This window comes from Shewanella chilikensis (genome assembly GCF_037953065.1).
Taxonomy (GTDB): Bacteria; Pseudomonadota; Gammaproteobacteria; order Enterobacterales; family Shewanellaceae; genus Shewanella; species Shewanella chilikensis.
Map to the genome: position 1 here is coordinate 4,715,030 of NZ_CP149966.1, position 16,074 is coordinate 4,731,103.

Sequence of the window (16,074 nt, forward strand, 5' to 3'; positions counted from 1 at the left end):
TAATGGATTTTAGTATTTATTCCGTCGGTGATGCCGCATTTCTAGAGCAAATAATGATTGCTGTAGCGATGGCTACAGGCACCGGTGATTTTGAACGAATGGTAAGTATTGGCCTTTTAATTGGCGCTCTTATCATCTCATTTCAGTCGTTATTCCAGGGAGCTAAATCCTGGGATTTACATCAAGTTTTTGCTTGTTGGCTCGTGTATGCCATTTCCTTTGGAGCCGGCGTTACGGTAACTATTGAGGACGCGTACAACGGACAAGTGCGAGTAGTGGATAACGTACCTGTTGGTCCAGCCGCCGCTGGTTCTATAATCTCAAGCGTTGGATTTGGTCTCACAAAACTCTTTGAGGTTGCATATAGCCCTGTCGCGAGTGTGACTGAATCAAAGTTCATGGATTCTTTAGAGTTATTATCAAAGCTCAGAAATCACGAAATGGAGTCAGCACTATGGACTGTCTGGAATGATTCCCTAGGAGGCGGTGCTGTTGATATGAAGAAAAGCCTGACTAACTACATATCAGAATGCACAGCAATTAAATTTTCATTAGGTGAGTCAAATGAGGATCAAATCAACACAGAGAATTGGCGTACAGCTCTCAGATTTGATTCACAAATATATGGGACCCGATTGTACCTGTCTCCATCTGGCCCGACAGATCCCAGTTGTACAGATGGCTGGATTCAGTTGAGCCAATCCTTTGAAACTGCCTTCAATTCTGGCCTTTCGCAACAAGCTCTTGGCTATTTGTTGTCTACCACTGATGCTTTGAATGCTACATCTGACGCTTTATATCGCCTGCAGGTTACGAATGTGGCCGCAGGTGATTTTATAAAAGCCAATTTTCTGCAACCTATCGTACAGCGTGGCTTTGCTCAGTACTACAGTGATATGAATGATCCGTACGCACAAATCATGCTCACTCAAGCTGAGTCTCAGCGAAATACGCAATATGCAGCCGAACAGTCTTTGTTTGTAAAATCGATTCAACCTCTTATGACCTTGGTAGAGGGGTTTGCCTATGCGATTACGCCCATAGCCGCATTTGTGATGGTGCTAGGTTCTAAAGGTTTGCTATTGGTCGGTAAGTATCTTCAAATGCTTATATGGGTACAACTTTGGTTGCCAATTATGTCGGTAATCAATCTATTCATTTACATAATGGGGCAGCAGGCGCTCGCAAAATATACCACAGGGAACTTATCCTCATTTGAAGGCGTTGCATATGCTGGGGCCGAAATTGAGCGTTGGATAGGGATAGGTGGAATGATGGCCGCAGCAACGCCAGTCCTATCGTTGATGTTAGTAACTGGCTCAGTATATGCCTTCAATAGTCTTGCTCAACGAGTGGGGGCGAGTGATACAGTCAATGAAAAACTAATGTCTCCAGACTTAGTGGACCGTGGTTCTGTTTTGAGTCAACAACCACAATTTAATCAATCCCGGATTGCTGGAACAATGACCTCTGGAGGTGAGTCGTTAGTTGATAGTATTAACTTAGGGAGTACCGTAAGTAATGCCCTTAGCAGTAGTTCTGCTGCTACTGCACAGGCTCAGAAAGGTTTCGCTAGCCAATTAAGTAATAGTGTGTTTTCTGGACATGGTTCAGAACAGACTTATTCACAACTACAATCATTAGGACAAACGTTGAGAGCGTCTGATTCAACTCAGGCTAAAAGTATTTTGTCCGCGGCGCAGAACTACGTTACTGATCGTGGGATAAATGCTTCTCACACGGATGCTGTGGCAGGAGCTATTGCTATGCGTGCTAGCGCTGGAGTGGATGCCGGAAAACTTGCTGCTGCTTTTACAGGACCGGTTGGTGCCGCTGTAAATGCCGCTAATCCGGTATCTATGAACGGTAGTTTAGATGTATCTGCGCAATCGCAGAGTCAGGATAGTAGACAGCAGCTTAGTTCTGATATTGACTCTTTATCTCGCGGACTCGGTTTTACAAAAGATGACAGTTCAGCATTAACGAGTGATTTGGCGCGGCAAGTGTCTACTGATAAAGGTCAACGTTTTACCCAGAGCTTAGGTGAAGAGCAGAGAAAGCAGCTCATGCAATCCAGTTCTGATCTTTTGTCTTCGCAACAAACCTACCAAGAGTTATCTCAGGCTCAGCAAACTATCGGGACTACTAGCAACAATAATATTATCGCGTTAGCTGACAAAGTTCTGAACAACTGGTCAGCCGGTAAGTCATTGTCAGATGGTGTTAGACAGTCATCGCCAGAGACAAGAGATTTTGCGCAAAGAAAAGCCCAGCATTACCAAGATTTAGGTATTGATTCCCAGAGGGCAATAGTTGGAGGGCAGTTGTTTGCTATGCTCAATTCCAACTCTCCATCTGAACAAGCAATTGCAGCCGGTGCAATAGCAAAGGCCACTGGTGGTAACAGTGGTATTGACTTTAATCAACCTGGTCATAGTGCAATGTTGGTAAAGGATGCTCCGCGCTATGTCTCGCCGGTTGAAAATTCGAGCGCACTTTCGGCACCGGAAAGAATGAGCAATGAACAAAAGCTTTTAGCTGAATCAGGCAGTATTGGATCTGAAAATTCTGTTCGTGACGCTCATGAAAAGGGTATCCAACAACTTGAGCAGAGTTATGGGACAAGCAGAAATGAATATCTTAATGACCGCTTGCCTGCGTTAAGAGCACAGATCATGGCATCCGATTTGGCCCCGTCAACATCCAGTGCTTTGTTTGCAGGTGCTGAGGGCGCAGGTCGTTTTGTACAGCAAGTTGTGGGTGGCGCAGGAGCCGCCAAAGAAGGGTTCGCAGAGAGTTTTGGGCAATCGATGTCTAAGTTAGCCCAGATGACTCCGGAACAACGAGATCAGTTTATTGAGGACACAAAGAAAGGGGACGATTACGTCAAGCAAGAGTATGGTCTTGGAGGCTTCCTGGCTGTAGGTGCTGCAAATCTGGGTAGGGATATCATTGGTGTGGGGATCAGTGGATTTGAAGCCGGTAAAGAATGGTTAACCGGTAATTCAGATCTTTCAGAGGCAGCACAGGGAATGTCTGTTAGAGAAAGAGGGATGTTTTTTGCTTCAGCATTAGCAAGTGCAAGCGAGGCTGGAGCTGGAAAGGCGGCTGAGTTTGTTCAGCAATATGGTGACGAATTCAGGCAGATAGCAATGGATACTGCAAGATATGATTATGGTTTGAATAGTCAGGCAGGAGCAGAATTGTTTGCTGCATCGTTGATGGGCGGCGATTCATCGCGCTCTGGAGAACTAAGAGAAAATCTCAGAGAAGAGGTTGGTGATAACGTATTGGCAGATAAAATGGCTGCGATTATTGAAAGTTCTGCGGGGGCAGGTAAAGACCAAGCGGGCGGATATTTAGCGCCTGTATCAAGGTATTTGTCCGTAGCCAAAGGAGGCCGTTAATGAGCAAACGAGCTGAATATAGACGCGCAATTAAAGAGCTTAAAGTGATGATATTACTGGGGGAAGGGAGATGGCTAAACGAAAAGCCAATCTCCTGTGGAAATAAAAAATTTATCGTCGATGGTTCGGTGTTGAACAATGTAATCAGAGAGCATCCGGAACTTAATAAACACATTTTGATAGGTTTTTTTTCGTCGCCTCAACGGTATCCGTTATTAAGATATAAAGATAGGCAGTTAACGTTAAGTCTATAATTAATAAAAACAAAGGCTCTCAGGAGCCTTTGTTTTTATTCAATCCATAGAAGCTTCCGGATACATCTACGTCACTTACCATTGGAGATCCTGTGGCAGGGTTGTATGTGACGTCTGCAAACAGATCTCGCCCAGATAATGTGTTCGTTTTACTCCCGGAATTACTGATTAGATAGGCTCTTCTACCAATCTTTAAAGATGCCAGCAGAGAAACTCCGACTACAAAAAATATGAGCGACCATAGGCCAAGAAGTTTGTACGAATAGAACAAACTTACGATTAAAAACAAAGAGAATAGCGCCTTTTTCATTTACGCCTCCTGATTAATATGTAACCGATTATAGATTATCGTTCAGAAATGCAAATCTTCATAGCACCATAAAATGATACTGTAAAAAAACACAGTATTTGGCGTTGCATTATCAAAAAGTCATGGTATTTATGATTGATGACAAAGTTAATCAGTGAATAAATCAGGTGTGTTATGGAGAAAGATATGAAGCATTTAGATCGTGAAACTGAAAAGCGATTAAACACAGTCGTTAAGGCAATCGGAACATTGTTTATTCTAAGCTTTCTTGCTCACTTGGTTATCTCGTCGTGGAGAGATGACCAATATGGATTTACCTTACTAGCGTTGATTGCAGGGAGCGCGTTAGTTTCAATCAATCTGGGCCGCAGAAAAAAAGGTAAGGAGGACTACTGATGTATGCCTTAGAGCCGTTAGAACGTGATGTTATTGGTAGCTTTGACAGGTTTGCCGTTCAATTGAGTGAAGAGAAGCCAGACCAAGATATTTATGAGTTCGATTTGACTCTGTGGACACTACTGAAGCTTTTATCAGCCAATGCGCCATCCCAGGTTAGCAATCATTTTTCTCTTCCAGAAGATCTTGTTAATAAATTGGCGTCAACTCCTGACAGTTATCTTTCACAATTAGCGAGTGGAGTTCTTCTGAGCTTTAAACTTGAAACAGATCAAATGGAAGTGATCGATACTCTTGCCGGTAGCTACGATTCTGTCATATGCCTTAAAAATGTTGTGGACGACTTTGACGCAGCGTACTGGCTATTGCTTAATAAGTTAGCTAGTAGAAACTTGGACATGGCGATGCAAATTTTTGGTGTATCTTCTGGTCTTGCTTCCTCAGTCGCCGCCTCCTCAAACAGCCAGTTAAGGTCGTTATCGCATAGGGTCGTTATTAGATTTTCATTGAGATTTGATATTGGCGTACTCGATCAATTCTTATCAGCAGCTCTTGCCGATACAACGCCGATTTTATTAAAAAAGATTCAGCAATCTTTGGTGTGGAGATAATCATGAGTGAATGTTTTACATCTGGTTCGTTATCTCGCTGGGTAAAAGCAAGGCACATGGCATTGGCGGGTTATATCACAAAGATAATTATCCTAGAGACTGGTTTGACTTATAAGCAAGTTCGCAGGCTGTACGCTGAGCTTGAATATTGCGGATATGATGTGAAGGATAAGAAATCCAGGACATTCCGTGGTGGAGCGACGCTGATCCACAGTCAGACATCTAAAATTCAAGCATCGCTTTTAATGCAGCTCTATTCAAATCTTGGAGGGGAAAAAGTTAAGCGTTCTGTAGATATTAGCGCTCTGAATAAAGCGTTTAGGATGTATCACGCTATCCGTAAAGAAGTACTAGGTATGAAGGGAGGAAAATGGGAGCCCTTCGACATTACAGATGCCTGGTGTCTTGCCTCTGAACTGCGCAATGGAGAAGCAATGATAGAGCATTGCGAGCAATGCCAATGCACTTTTTTTACGTCAATTAATCAGCGAACATGTGTTGAATGCCCATTCTGCCGGGTCTCAAAAGCTGCCTGAATACATCCGCGTATGCCGCAAAAGGGCAAATAGCGATGCTAATTTTTATGAGAGAGCGACATAGCATTATCCAAACTAAAAAGCTGGAGAAATGCTATGTCCACTATGCCGCCCATCATGACGAGGTTTGTTGCCTCGCTCCTATGTTTAACCATCTCAGTTCTTCCGATACATTCTTATGCGGGTAATCAGGAACCTAACATCGGAGCTGTTGGTCGTGATGCCAAACAATTTGGTTTATCTATTGCGAACGGAGTTAAGCAAAACTCTGCTCAGGTTCAAGATGGTAAAATTTCTCTACCAGTCGGTAATGGTCAATCAACATCCATAAACATAAATGAACTGTTTCCTGGAGTTCAACCTGGTCAAAATACCGCAGAGTATTTCCCTGATGCAGCATCTCCAGAGGAGCTAGAACAGATATTTAGTGATGCTGATGCTATGGATCAGTTTGGTAATGAGGCAAAAGCCAATTTATTCCAAGACGCCAACAGCTCCAATCCCTCAATATCAGGTTCTGCATATCAAGTTCTCATGGATGCGGCCAATCGCTCACGCCCTGATTTCAGTAATGACCCGGTATTGAATCTAAGCAAAAAGACCTATGAGGATATGGACCTCATCGCAGGTGGCTTTGGGGATTGTTCTGCCGAAACAACCATTAATCAGAATACTATCAACGCCCACATTCCAGAGTATGAACGGTGTCAGCGTGTTGTAGATCAAAGCGCGGACTGTGAGGTTGTCCATGACTACGATGCCTCTGTGGTGAAGCACTATGATGGCCCATACAACCTCAAGTCCTGTGGTGACGGATGCACGGAGCTCTGGATTGGTAAGGTTGGGGACGATTACTGGGCTGGTAACTGTAAAATCTATGAAGAGTACACAAGAGTCCAGGTTAGTAACCCGGATGCTATCGTTTCCGCAACACTTGAATATGTTAAGTGGGATGATTACATGCAAGTGTGGGTCGGTAAGTCCGGCCAAGAAACTAAAGTGTGGTCTGGCCCAGATGGCAACTTCCCTCCAGAAACAGCCGGTAGATGTGAGCTCTCCACGAGTTGGGAGCGAAACCCTAATGTTGATGTCACTCCCTATTTTAAGAACGTGAAAGATGGTGATGTTGTTACATTCAAGATCCGTGTTTCAGTAACTGGTGAAGGTGAGGGTTTTGGCCGCATAAAACTCCGCTATGACCCATCGAAAGCCATTACCAAGGATGAGTGGGCTCCACAGAGCTGCATGGATTCAGCCAAAGGGGTTGTAGATGGTTTTGCCGAAGGCGAGATAACATGTATAGATGACCCGACTGATGCTACGGGCTGCACAGTCATCAACGGGGTCAAAGTTTGCAAATCCCAACTGAAACCGTCACCTTTCCCTGGCATTCCAAAGCTGTGCAAAAAGGTTCGAGTTAAAGCCGACTATGACTTTTATAAGGGGCAAATGGACTGCTGGACAGATCCTCAAGGTGAAACACACTGCCCTGTAAATACTGGTGGAAATCTCAACAGTTGCCAGATGTATGAGGATAATCCTCAGTGTGGATTTATTAGTTCTGAATGTATTGATGGAGCAGAGGGTTCCTCGGGTAAGTGTTATGTGTTTAAAGATACCTACGACTGCGGAACGGACATATCAATACCTACTTTAGAGAAAGAAACGACGTATCAATGTGGTGGACCCATTAGGTGTATGGGGGATGATTGTCTCGATATAACAAAGTCACAAAGCACTGATTTCGCTCGTGCATCTGCATTGTTGAATGCAGCTCAGTTCATGACTCAGGATATGAGTTGTACTGGTCAAAATTATGATGATAACCCCACTGGTGAAGAAAATGTGATGTGTTCAGCTTTTGCCGGTGAGGCTGGGGAATGCAAGATTGCTGTGGGTGGTGTCTCAGATTGTTGTGAAAAGCCGACGAATATTTCGTTTGCTGATTATCTCAATTTGATTATGGCCGTGCCTAAGCTAGACGGTGCCGTTATGGGACTCTCTGATGGCAGTGCCGTGAAAGGAGCATACCAAGTATTAAGAGACCCCGTAATGTCTGGCTGGACCGAAATAACACAGCCTTTTGCAAGTTATATAGAAAATATTAGTGGAGCGGTTGATAGTTTTCTCCAGCCTGTTCAACAGTTTGCCCAGGAGACTATTGGCGCATTAAAGGAGCAAATTACCAAGCTGACTTCTGAAGCTCTAGGAAATGCTTCTGCGACGGGAGCCGCTGGCGTACCTGCTGGGGCTCCTGAATCAATGACTGAACAAATCCTCGGCCAACAAGGTGCCGCCATGCTAAGCACCGTTATGACTGTTTACACAGTCTATGTAGTGTCGATGGTCATGATCCAAATGATTTGGAAGTGCGAGGAAAAGGAGTTCACCATGAATGCTAAAAGAGCACTAAATAGCTGCACATACGTTGGATCTTACTGCAAGTCCAAAGTACTGGGAGCATGTGTCGAGGAGCGAGAGTCCTATTGCTGTTTCAACTCGCCACTCTCTCGAATCATCCAAGAGCAAGTGCGGCCACAACTTGGCCTTAACTTTGGTGATGCGCGCACACCTCAATGCGGCGGAATTCCATTGGATCGAATAGCGGATATTGATTGGAGTAAGGTTAACCTAGACGAGTGGTTGGGTATACTTCAGCAAAATGGAAAACTTCCTGATCCCGCATCGTTAAACTTGGATGCTTTAACGGGAGCTGGAAGTGATTTTAATATTGATGGTACTCGACAAGACGCCTCAGAACGTATTATGGAGCGGCTGGAAGGGATTAATGTGGACAAAATTAGAAACGACAAAGCGCGTGAAATCTTTCCTGACTTGGATGGCAATGGTGGTTGATGTTTATCAATGAGAAACTTTCACATGTGAAAGTTTTTGTGTCGGAATAAATCGCCTAGGTGCCCAAATAGGGCACTTCCAGAGGCCATGTTTACGGGGGTTCACCCTCAAAATTTCTCCAGTAAATCAATGATGATGCTGGAGAAATTTATGCAGCAAACTTTAAATGAAAAAGATTACAGTCACCTGCAGATGATCTCTGTGTATGAGGTGACTGCCCTACTTAAAATCTCTGTGCCAACGCTTCAACGAATCCGCACAAACGACCCTTCATTTCCCAAACCATATAAAATCAGTGGCGATAAAACACTAAGATACAGGTTAGATCAGTTGGAGGCATGGCTTGATTCCCGCAGGGTAAGTAATGAAGCCATTTAGCCAACTACTTGCTCAGTATCAGGCGGATATCGAAGTAGAAAATAGTGATAAATCACAAGGCTTGAGTCGGGCTGAGTCTGAATTAATAGATGCCTCAGTAAGGATTAAATCAGATCCACCCTCGCCCAATGATTTCACTTTTATGCACTCAATCATGTGCCAAGTCGGTTTGCCTCGTTCAAGAGTAAATGGATCTGAGTTTGAGAGGCGTTGTGGTGCTGCTGGTCTATACATCCGAGCGGGTAAAATTTGGGATGGTAAGCAGTTTCTCCAACAGCCTGTTCCGTATGGTCCCATGCCAAGGCTTGTAATGGCATATCTGAATACTCAAGCGTTGCGTTCAAAATCACCCGAGATTGATGTCGGCAATAGCGCCAGTGCTTTCCTCAAACAACTGGGCAAGGAGTCATCAGGAGGAAAAAATGGGAGCTATACAAACTTCCGTAAACAGCTTTTGGCGTTATCTGCTTGTAGTATTACCCTTGGTTTTAGTACCGCTGATAAAGCGTTCACTTACGATGGTAAGCCCATCCAAAAATTTGAGGCTTGGATTGGTAACAGCGACAATCAAGGTGCTTTATGGCCTGGTGTTATTACATTTTCACACGAGTATTTTACTACGCTAAGCGAACATGCTGTACCGCTTGATTTAAGGGCTCTAAATCAGCTTAATAGCAGTGCTCTTGCGATGGATATTTATGCCATGCTTTCGGATCGTTTACATCGAATTAGCGGTAGGCCTGTCGTATTGTACTGGCGTAATTTGCGCGAGCAGTTTGGTCAAGAATATACCGGAGACGACGCTGACAGGAACTTTAAGAAGGTATTCCTTCCTGCTCTAAAGAGAGTCCTTACTGTTTATCCGGATGCAAAAGTTAAGAAAGTGACTGGCGGAATTCTGATGATGTCCAGCCCCCCACCGATTCCATACCGTAATTGACTTAATAACCGGCCAATGTGCCGGTTTTTTTATGTTATTGTTTTGCAAAGTTGTGGAAAACACTGTTGGTTTTGGATTTTATCCACGCATAATCGCCCCCCCTTTTTACGCATAATTACCCCCCTGACTACTGACGAGCTGCGCATAATCACCCCCACTTTCCACGCATAATTTCCCCCCCCCTAAACCTATAGGTATTGCCTTTAAAAAAATCCTATAAAGATACCTATAGTTGAACCATGTTCAGGCGTTAATAACTTTGTTCGCGCCCTAAAAGGGCAGATCCAGAGCCGAGGATTGGTAGCTGTCTCTCATAAACTAGGTCTATCAATAACTGGTGTGTAACGGGTAGGCTGATGACTGTAGACGTGAATGAAACCTTGAATGCCTTGAGAAGCGAAATTGCAGAAATGAAGCAATTACTGGCTCAGGTCGTTGAAAATACGGTGAGTGACGGCAGCAAATCAAACTTACCACCATCTGATAAAGAGTATCTTACCGTCGATGAGGCGGCGGCATACGTTGGAGCAAAACGCTCATACATCTACCGCCTGACGCATGAAAAGCGCTTATCGTTTACTAAGCCGGGTGGTAATCGGGTGCTAATTAAGCGCTCAGACCTTCAAGCATGGTTGGAAAAGAACAGAGTGAAGTCTGCTCATGAACTTCACCAAGACGTTACAAATTACATCACGAGTTTTCCTCGCGGCCGTAGGGCATCTTAAAGTGTTTTATTCAATACGGACTTTCCGCAGTGAGGACAGCAAGTTCCAGATTCTTGTACTTTATCTTCAAAAATATCTGGAAAGCCTCTCATTGCTGTTACCCGGCGACTTTCAAGGATATCAGCATAAATTTCCGTTGTTCTCAATTCTGAGTGTCCAAGAAGGCGAGAGAGAGAATAGATATCAACCCCACGGTTAAGCTGGGCCACAGCAAATGTATGTCTGCCTACGTGGAAAGTAACATGTTTTTGAACGCCTGCTAGCATTGCCCAGTGTAGCAAAGCAACGTTGGTGTAACTGCTATATTTTAACCCTTTAAATACTCGCTCCGCTTTATCTTGGCGCTCTCCCATAAGCTTGACGGCTGAGTCTGGTAGATCCAGGTAGACTAAGCTGTTTCCGGCATTCAGTAATTTAGCTTGTTTGAAAATAATTCTGTAGTGTCCATCCTGAAACTCTTCTATTTCTTTCCAAGTAAGCTTCTGAATATCGCTCCATCTCAAGCCAGTTGTGCAACTAAAAAGAAATGCTCGTTTAAGTACGTCATAGCGACATTCCGCTTTTGTCATAGCTCGAACTTCATCCAGAGTGAGGTAGGTTCGCTGGGTATTTTCTGCTTTGACACTTTTTACTCGCTGGACTGGGTTATCCCTGATGATGCCTTCCCGGAACGCTTCATTTAGTGCGGCTCTGACTTTGTTGAAGTAACTAGAGGCTGTGTTTTTCGCAAGTTTTGATTGCGATTTCGTTAGTGGTTCCTCTAAAAGGTATTTCCTAAACCCTTCTAGGAATTTTTTATCAATTTCTTCAAAAGTGAGCTCTGCTCTTCCGTGATAGCTCCGAAGATGTTTACCTGCTGAGATCCAAATAGAATAGTTTGAAGAGCTTCCAGACTCTTTACTGGCAGTTAACTTGTCGTAGTAATCGTAAAAGCTCGAAGCAAGTTTTACTCTGTCTTCCAGTTGGAACTTATTACTGTGAGATTCAACGAGCCTTGCTGACCGCGCAGCCTCAGCCTGACGCAACATTTCTTTATTGTGCTGACGCTCTGCTTGTGTCTTTGGGTTCTCGTAGAGATAGAGTTCTAAAGGTTCGTAGTCGCGCTTTGCTCGTTTTTTGCCATCCTCACCTTCAACAACTCCGTAATAGTACACTAGCCTAAGTTGCTGGAGCCCCTTCGAGTTAGGGTTACGCTTGTTTACTGATACCTTCATAATTGCTCCGCTTTGCTCCCGTTACTCCAAAATTTTAACTCGGGAGCAAATGTGGATCAATAATTAGCAAAACGGAGCAAAATCGTGAGAAGGGAAGTAAAACCTAACCATAAGAGAACTTCCTAAAATTGCCATAAATAACAATGGGTTGTTTTGATATGTTTTGAAAGGTTTTACTTCGTTTTTAATTTGATTTAGGAGATTTACTTCCCGATACAGAAGCTGGAAAAAATTCTTCCCAGCAGATCGTCCGAGGTGAATTGGCCGGTGATTTCGGCCAGAGCCTGTTGAGTCATGCGCAGTTCTTCGGCCAGCAGCTCACCTGCCTGATAGACTTCCAGCTGTACTTTGCCCTGCTGCAGATGGTCACCAGCGACTTCCAGGGCTTCCAGGTGGCGGCGACGGGCGATAAAACCGCCTTCCAAGTTACTCTGATAGCCCATCAGGTTCTTGAGGTGCTGTTTCAGCGCATCGACCCCGAGCCCTGTTTTGGCTGAGATCCTAAAAACGTCATAGCCTTTCTCTTCGCTGGGGTTCAGTGATTCACCGGTCAGATCCGCCTTATTGCGTACCACAGTGACGCCGAGGTTTTCCGGCAGGCGATCAATAAAATCAGGCCAGATTTCATGGGGATCAACGGCTTGGGTTTCTGTGCCATCGACCATAAACAATACTCTGTCGGCGGTAGCGATTTCGGCCCAGGCTCTTTCTATGCCTATCTGTTCCACTGTGTCAGTGGTGTCGCGCAGGCCGGCTGTGTCTATGACATGCAGCGGCATGCCATCCAAGTGGATATGCTCCCGCAATACATCCCTTGTGGTGCCGGCTATTTCGGTGACAATCGCCGACTCTTTTCCCGCCAGGGCGTTGAGCAGACTGGACTTACCGGCGTTGGGGCGGCCGGCTATCACTACTTTCATCCCTTCGCGGATGATGGCGCCCTGTTTGGCACTGGCCTGTACCAAGTCCAGTTTATCTATGATGCGATAAAGGGCATTGGCAATCTTGCCATCAGAGAGGAAGTCTACCTCTTCATCTGGGAAGTCGATGGCGGCCTCGACATAGAGGCGCAGGTTGGTAACCTGTTCTACCAACTCATGCACTTCGCGGGAAAACTCGCCCTGAAGTGATTGTAGTGCGCTCTTGGCGGCCTGTTCACTGGTGGCATCGATAAGATCGGCAATCGCTTCTGCCTGGGTTAGATCCAGCTTGTCATTCATAAAGGCCTGTTCGCTGAACTCCCCTGGGCGTGCCAAGCGGAGTCCTTCGACTTCCAGGACTCTTTTGATCAGCATGTCCATGACGATTTGACCACCATGGCCCTGAAGTTCCAGCACATCTTCACCGGTAAAAGAATTGGGGCCTTTGAAGAACAGGGCGATACCCTGATCCAGCACTTCTCCATGACTTCCCTTGAAGTCACAGTAATCGGCATATCTTGGCTTGGGCTGGTGGCCCAGTAATGCCTGTGCAACGGCTTGGGCCTTGGGCCCCGAGACTCTGACTATGCCAACACCACCGCGACCTGGAGCGGTGGCCTGGGCCACGATAGTATCTGTTGTCACTGCATTAACCCTTGAAAACTTATTTATAAAAGCAAAAGGCGACCCTTAGGCCGCCCTTGAACATTTGACCCGAAATAGGCTTATTTTAAGCCTTTTTTCTCCAGGCCGGCATAGATAATCTTCTGCTGGATAATGGCAACTATGTTACCCACCAACCAGTAGAGTACCAGACCGGATGGGAACCAGAGGAAGAACACGGTAAAGATGACCGGCATCCATTGCATCATCTTCTGCTGCATAGGATCCATAGTCGGTGCCATTGGCTGCATTTTTTGCATCAGGAACATGGAAACACCCATCAGCAAAGGCAGGATGTAGTAAGGATCCTGTACCGACAGATCGTCAATCCACAGCATGAACGGCGCATGGCGCAGTTCCACACCTTCCATCAGTACCCAGTAAAGGGCAATAAAGATAGGCATTTGCAGCAAGATAGGCAGACAGCCACCCATAGGGTTCACTTTTTCCTTCTTGTACAACTCCATCATGGCCTGGCCCATCTTCTGGCGATCATCGCCGAATCTGTCCTTCAGCTCCTGCAGTTTTGGTTGCAGGTTACGCATTTTGGCCATAGAGGTGTATTGCGCCTTGGTCAGCGGGAACAGAATACCGCGCACCGTTAGGGTGATAAGTATGATGGCCACACCCCAGTTACCCACGATGGATTGGAAGAACATCAACAGCTTGTAGATAGGCACAGCCAGCCACCAGAGGAAGCCATAATCCACAACCAGGTTAAGGGTGTCAGACAGTTCGGACAGGGCGGCTTGATCCTTTGGACCTACGTAGAAGTCGGCGCTCAAGGTCATTTCAGTGCCAGGGGCTACTGTCTTTTTCTCGCCCATGAAGCCAATGTTGGCGGTACCTGAACTATCTCTGGTAAATATGGTGTTGGTTTCATTCTTTGGCGGAACCCAGGCCGACACAAAGTAGTGTTGCAGCATGGCGGCCCAGCCACCTTCTGTCTTCTTCTCCAGGTTCTTTTCCTGGATATCTTCAAAGTTATACTTTTCGTAGCGGATATCGGCAGTCGAGAAGGCGGCACCACGATAAGTTGGCATCATCATGCTGCTGTCTGAAGGCTTGATAGTCTGTTTTATCTGACCGTACATCTGAACTTGCAGTGGCTCTGATGTGGTGTTGTTAATCTTGTACTCAACGTCTACGGCAAACTGACCTTTGTGGAAGGTGTAGATCTTGGTGTACTTGGCGCCGTTTGCTGCTGTGTAGCTCAATGGAACAGTCAGTGTGTCCTGGCCATCGGCAAGAGTGAATTCTTTGGCGCTGGCTGAATAGGTAGCACGGCCCTTGGTACTGTCTGTACCGCCGCTGCCCATTAGGCCACTCTGGGCTATGTATACGAACCCAGGCTTCTGTTCCAACAGGACGAACGGTTCGTCTTTGTTCAGCTCCAGTTTGTGAGAAACCAGAGCGGCATGAACAATGTCACCGCCGACAGGGTTGATCAGCACATCCAGTTGATCTGTGGTGACTCTGATAAGATCTTTGGACGCCACGGCTGTTTCTTCTGGCATGCCTGATTCGGCTACCGGAACGTCAGCGCTGTGAGTTGTCTCTTGAACGGAAGTGGCAACTGTATTTTCAGTTACAGCGGGTTTGGGTGCTTTATCGGTTTGCCATTGTTGCCACAGCAAAAAGCTGACAAACAGCAGGCCGATAAGCAGTAAATTGCGTTGAGATTCCATAGCCTATTTATTACACCTGTCATTTTTAGGGGGGACGGGATCACTGCCGCCCGGATGTAAAGGGTGACATTTTAATATGCGTTTGATTGCAAACCAACTCCCTTTAATCGTTCCGTGCACTCGCACCGCTTCTATGGCGTAGTGAGAGCAGGTTGGATTAAAGCGACAACGAGGCCCCAGCATAGGGCTGATAAGGAGTTGGTAGGCTCTGATCGCCTTAATTATCAGCCATTGAAACGGCGACTGAGTTTGCGCCATAACTTTTCTACCAGCTTTCTGAGCTGTTCATTATCCATATCCAGCACACCGCCGCGAACCAGGACCACTATATCCAGTGGTGGCAAATCATGTTGATTGAGGCGGAAGCTATCCCGGATCACCCGCTTGATACGATTGCGTTGATTGGCTCTCTTTACATGGCGTTTAGCCACAGTGAGTCCAAGACGCGGATGTTGCATCTCATTGGGTACAGCAAGCAGGGTTATCTCAGCTGAGGAGGCTTTAATGGGGTTGGAAAATACGGTTTTGAATTGCGCGGGAGTTAGCAAGCGTAACTCCCGCGTAAAGGTGTAACGAGTCACCTAGTTGTCTACTCGCAATTAAGCAGACAGACGAGCGCGACCTTTGGCACGGCGACGAGCCAGTACCTTACGGCCGTTCGCTGTAGCCATACGAGCGCGGAAGCCGTGAGAACGCTTGCGCTTCAGGTTGCTAGGTTGAAAAGTACGTTTACTCATGATGGCAATCCGTCTTTGTTAGTGAATTTACCTTATCTCTGTTTGAGGTAAGGGCAAAAAAGAGGCCGAATTGTAATCACTTTAGTCAGGGCAGTCAACACGTGCAGCCCCTCTCAAGGTAATTTATCTCGGCATTTTCGCGATCTGTTGAGCTGTTGTCACCACAGGATGTGGATAACTCTGTGTACGGACACTACATCTTGTGGATCCATTAATCTTTTGGCAGATCGGCGGTCGCTGATTATAGATCAGGGTGGATCGCTTTATAAAGCGGGATTTTAACCGGCTCGCCAAATAGCGGATCTTGGGAGATCGATCTGGATCCGACAGATCTGACTGTTGGGATCTGCCTGGGGATAATTACACTTAAAGGATAGCGATTATTCAGATCTCACTATAGAATACCCTCCTTTCGAGGCGATCTTTTGGGGATAAGTAC

15 protein-coding genes are annotated in these 16,074 nt (G+C 45.8%); 9 read left to right on the top strand and 6 right to left on the bottom strand.

Annotation, left to right across the window (positions count from 1 at the left end):
- The first annotated feature begins 2 nt into the window (after positions 1-2).
- From WKR14_RS21240 to WKR14_RS21280, 9 genes are all read left to right on the top strand, one after another.
- Complete coding sequence (locus tag WKR14_RS21240) at positions 3-3,407, top strand: conjugal transfer protein TraG N-terminal domain-containing protein (RefSeq protein WP_000347732.1); 3,405 nt, start codon at positions 3-5, stop codon at positions 3,405-3,407.
- Positions 3,407-3,661, top strand: coding sequence for a hypothetical protein (locus WKR14_RS21245; protein ID WP_000043897.1), 255 nt, complete (start codon positions 3,407-3,409; stop codon positions 3,659-3,661). The genes WKR14_RS21240 and WKR14_RS21245 overlap by 1 nt, the downstream gene beginning before the upstream one ends.
- 496 nt (positions 3,662-4,157) lie before the next feature.
- The gene (locus WKR14_RS21250; RefSeq protein ID WP_000681268.1) at positions 4,158-4,367 is read left to right on the top strand and encodes a hypothetical protein; all 210 of its coding nucleotides are present in this window, start codon (positions 4,158-4,160) and stop codon (positions 4,365-4,367) included.
- Complete coding sequence (locus WKR14_RS21255) at positions 4,367-4,978, top strand: hypothetical protein (RefSeq protein ID WP_000271074.1); 612 nt, start codon at positions 4,367-4,369, stop codon at positions 4,976-4,978. The genes WKR14_RS21250 and WKR14_RS21255 overlap by 1 nt, the downstream gene beginning before the upstream one ends.
- 2 nt (positions 4,979-4,980) lie before the next feature.
- Positions 4,981-5,514 (top strand): FlhC family transcriptional regulator, encoded by a 534-nt coding sequence (locus tag WKR14_RS21260; RefSeq protein ID WP_208252623.1) that lies wholly within the window; start codon positions 4,981-4,983, stop codon positions 5,512-5,514.
- A 96-nt stretch (positions 5,515-5,610) separates the two neighbouring features.
- Complete coding sequence (traN, locus tag WKR14_RS21265; RefSeq protein ID WP_339087170.1) at positions 5,611-8,370, top strand: conjugal transfer mating pair stabilization protein TraN; 2,760 nt, start codon at positions 5,611-5,613, stop codon at positions 8,368-8,370.
- A 150-nt stretch (positions 8,371-8,520) separates the two neighbouring features.
- The gene (locus tag WKR14_RS21270; RefSeq protein ID WP_001187968.1) at positions 8,521-8,748 is read left to right on the top strand and encodes a helix-turn-helix transcriptional regulator; all 228 of its coding nucleotides are present in this window, start codon (positions 8,521-8,523) and stop codon (positions 8,746-8,748) included.
- Positions 8,735-9,688: a replication protein RepA gene (locus WKR14_RS21275; RefSeq protein ID WP_000802150.1), complete on the top strand. Its 954-nt coding sequence runs from the start codon at positions 8,735-8,737 to the stop codon at positions 9,686-9,688. Before WKR14_RS21270 ends, WKR14_RS21275 begins: the two co-directional genes overlap by 14 nt.
- A 356-nt stretch (positions 9,689-10,044) precedes the next feature.
- Positions 10,045-10,413, top strand: coding sequence for a helix-turn-helix domain-containing protein (locus WKR14_RS21280; RefSeq protein ID WP_000215270.1), 369 nt, complete (start codon positions 10,045-10,047; stop codon positions 10,411-10,413).
- On the opposite strand, the gene WKR14_RS21285 is transcribed toward WKR14_RS21280, so the two are convergent.
- The 6 genes from WKR14_RS21285 to rpmH all read right to left on the bottom strand — a co-directional run bounded on the left by WKR14_RS21285 (position 10,410) and on the right by rpmH (position 15,635).
- Entirely contained in the window at positions 10,410-11,627 is a 1,218-nt protein-coding gene (locus tag WKR14_RS21285; protein WP_000868887.1) for a site-specific integrase, read from the bottom strand. The two genes, WKR14_RS21280 and WKR14_RS21285, sit on opposite strands and share 4 nt — an antisense overlap.
- A 203-nt stretch (positions 11,628-11,830) precedes the next feature.
- Positions 11,831-13,192 carry a tRNA uridine-5-carboxymethylaminomethyl(34) synthesis GTPase MnmE gene (mnmE, locus tag WKR14_RS21290; protein WP_339087171.1) on the bottom strand — a complete coding sequence of 454 codons (1,362 nt, stop codon included), beginning with the start codon at positions 13,190-13,192 and terminating at the stop codon, positions 11,831-11,833.
- Between the two features lie 80 nt (positions 13,193-13,272).
- Positions 13,273-14,898, bottom strand: a complete 1,626-nt coding sequence (gene yidC / locus WKR14_RS21295) for a membrane protein insertase YidC (RefSeq protein ID WP_101056526.1) — start codon at positions 14,896-14,898, stop codon at positions 13,273-13,275.
- A 3-nt stretch (positions 14,899-14,901) separates the two neighbouring features.
- On the bottom strand, positions 14,902-15,156 hold the full coding sequence (gene yidD / locus WKR14_RS21300) for a membrane protein insertion efficiency factor YidD (protein ID WP_101056527.1): 255 nt from the start codon (positions 15,154-15,156) through the stop codon (positions 14,902-14,904).
- Positions 15,123-15,479, bottom strand: a complete 357-nt coding sequence (gene rnpA, locus WKR14_RS21305; RefSeq protein WP_101056528.1) for a ribonuclease P protein component — start codon at positions 15,477-15,479, stop codon at positions 15,123-15,125. Before rnpA ends, yidD begins: the two co-directional genes overlap by 34 nt.
- 18 nt (positions 15,480-15,497) lie before the next feature.
- Positions 15,498-15,635: a 50S ribosomal protein L34 gene (rpmH, locus tag WKR14_RS21310; protein WP_011758135.1), complete on the bottom strand. Its 138-nt coding sequence runs from the start codon at positions 15,633-15,635 to the stop codon at positions 15,498-15,500.
- Between the last annotated feature and the right edge of the window lie 439 nt (positions 15,636-16,074).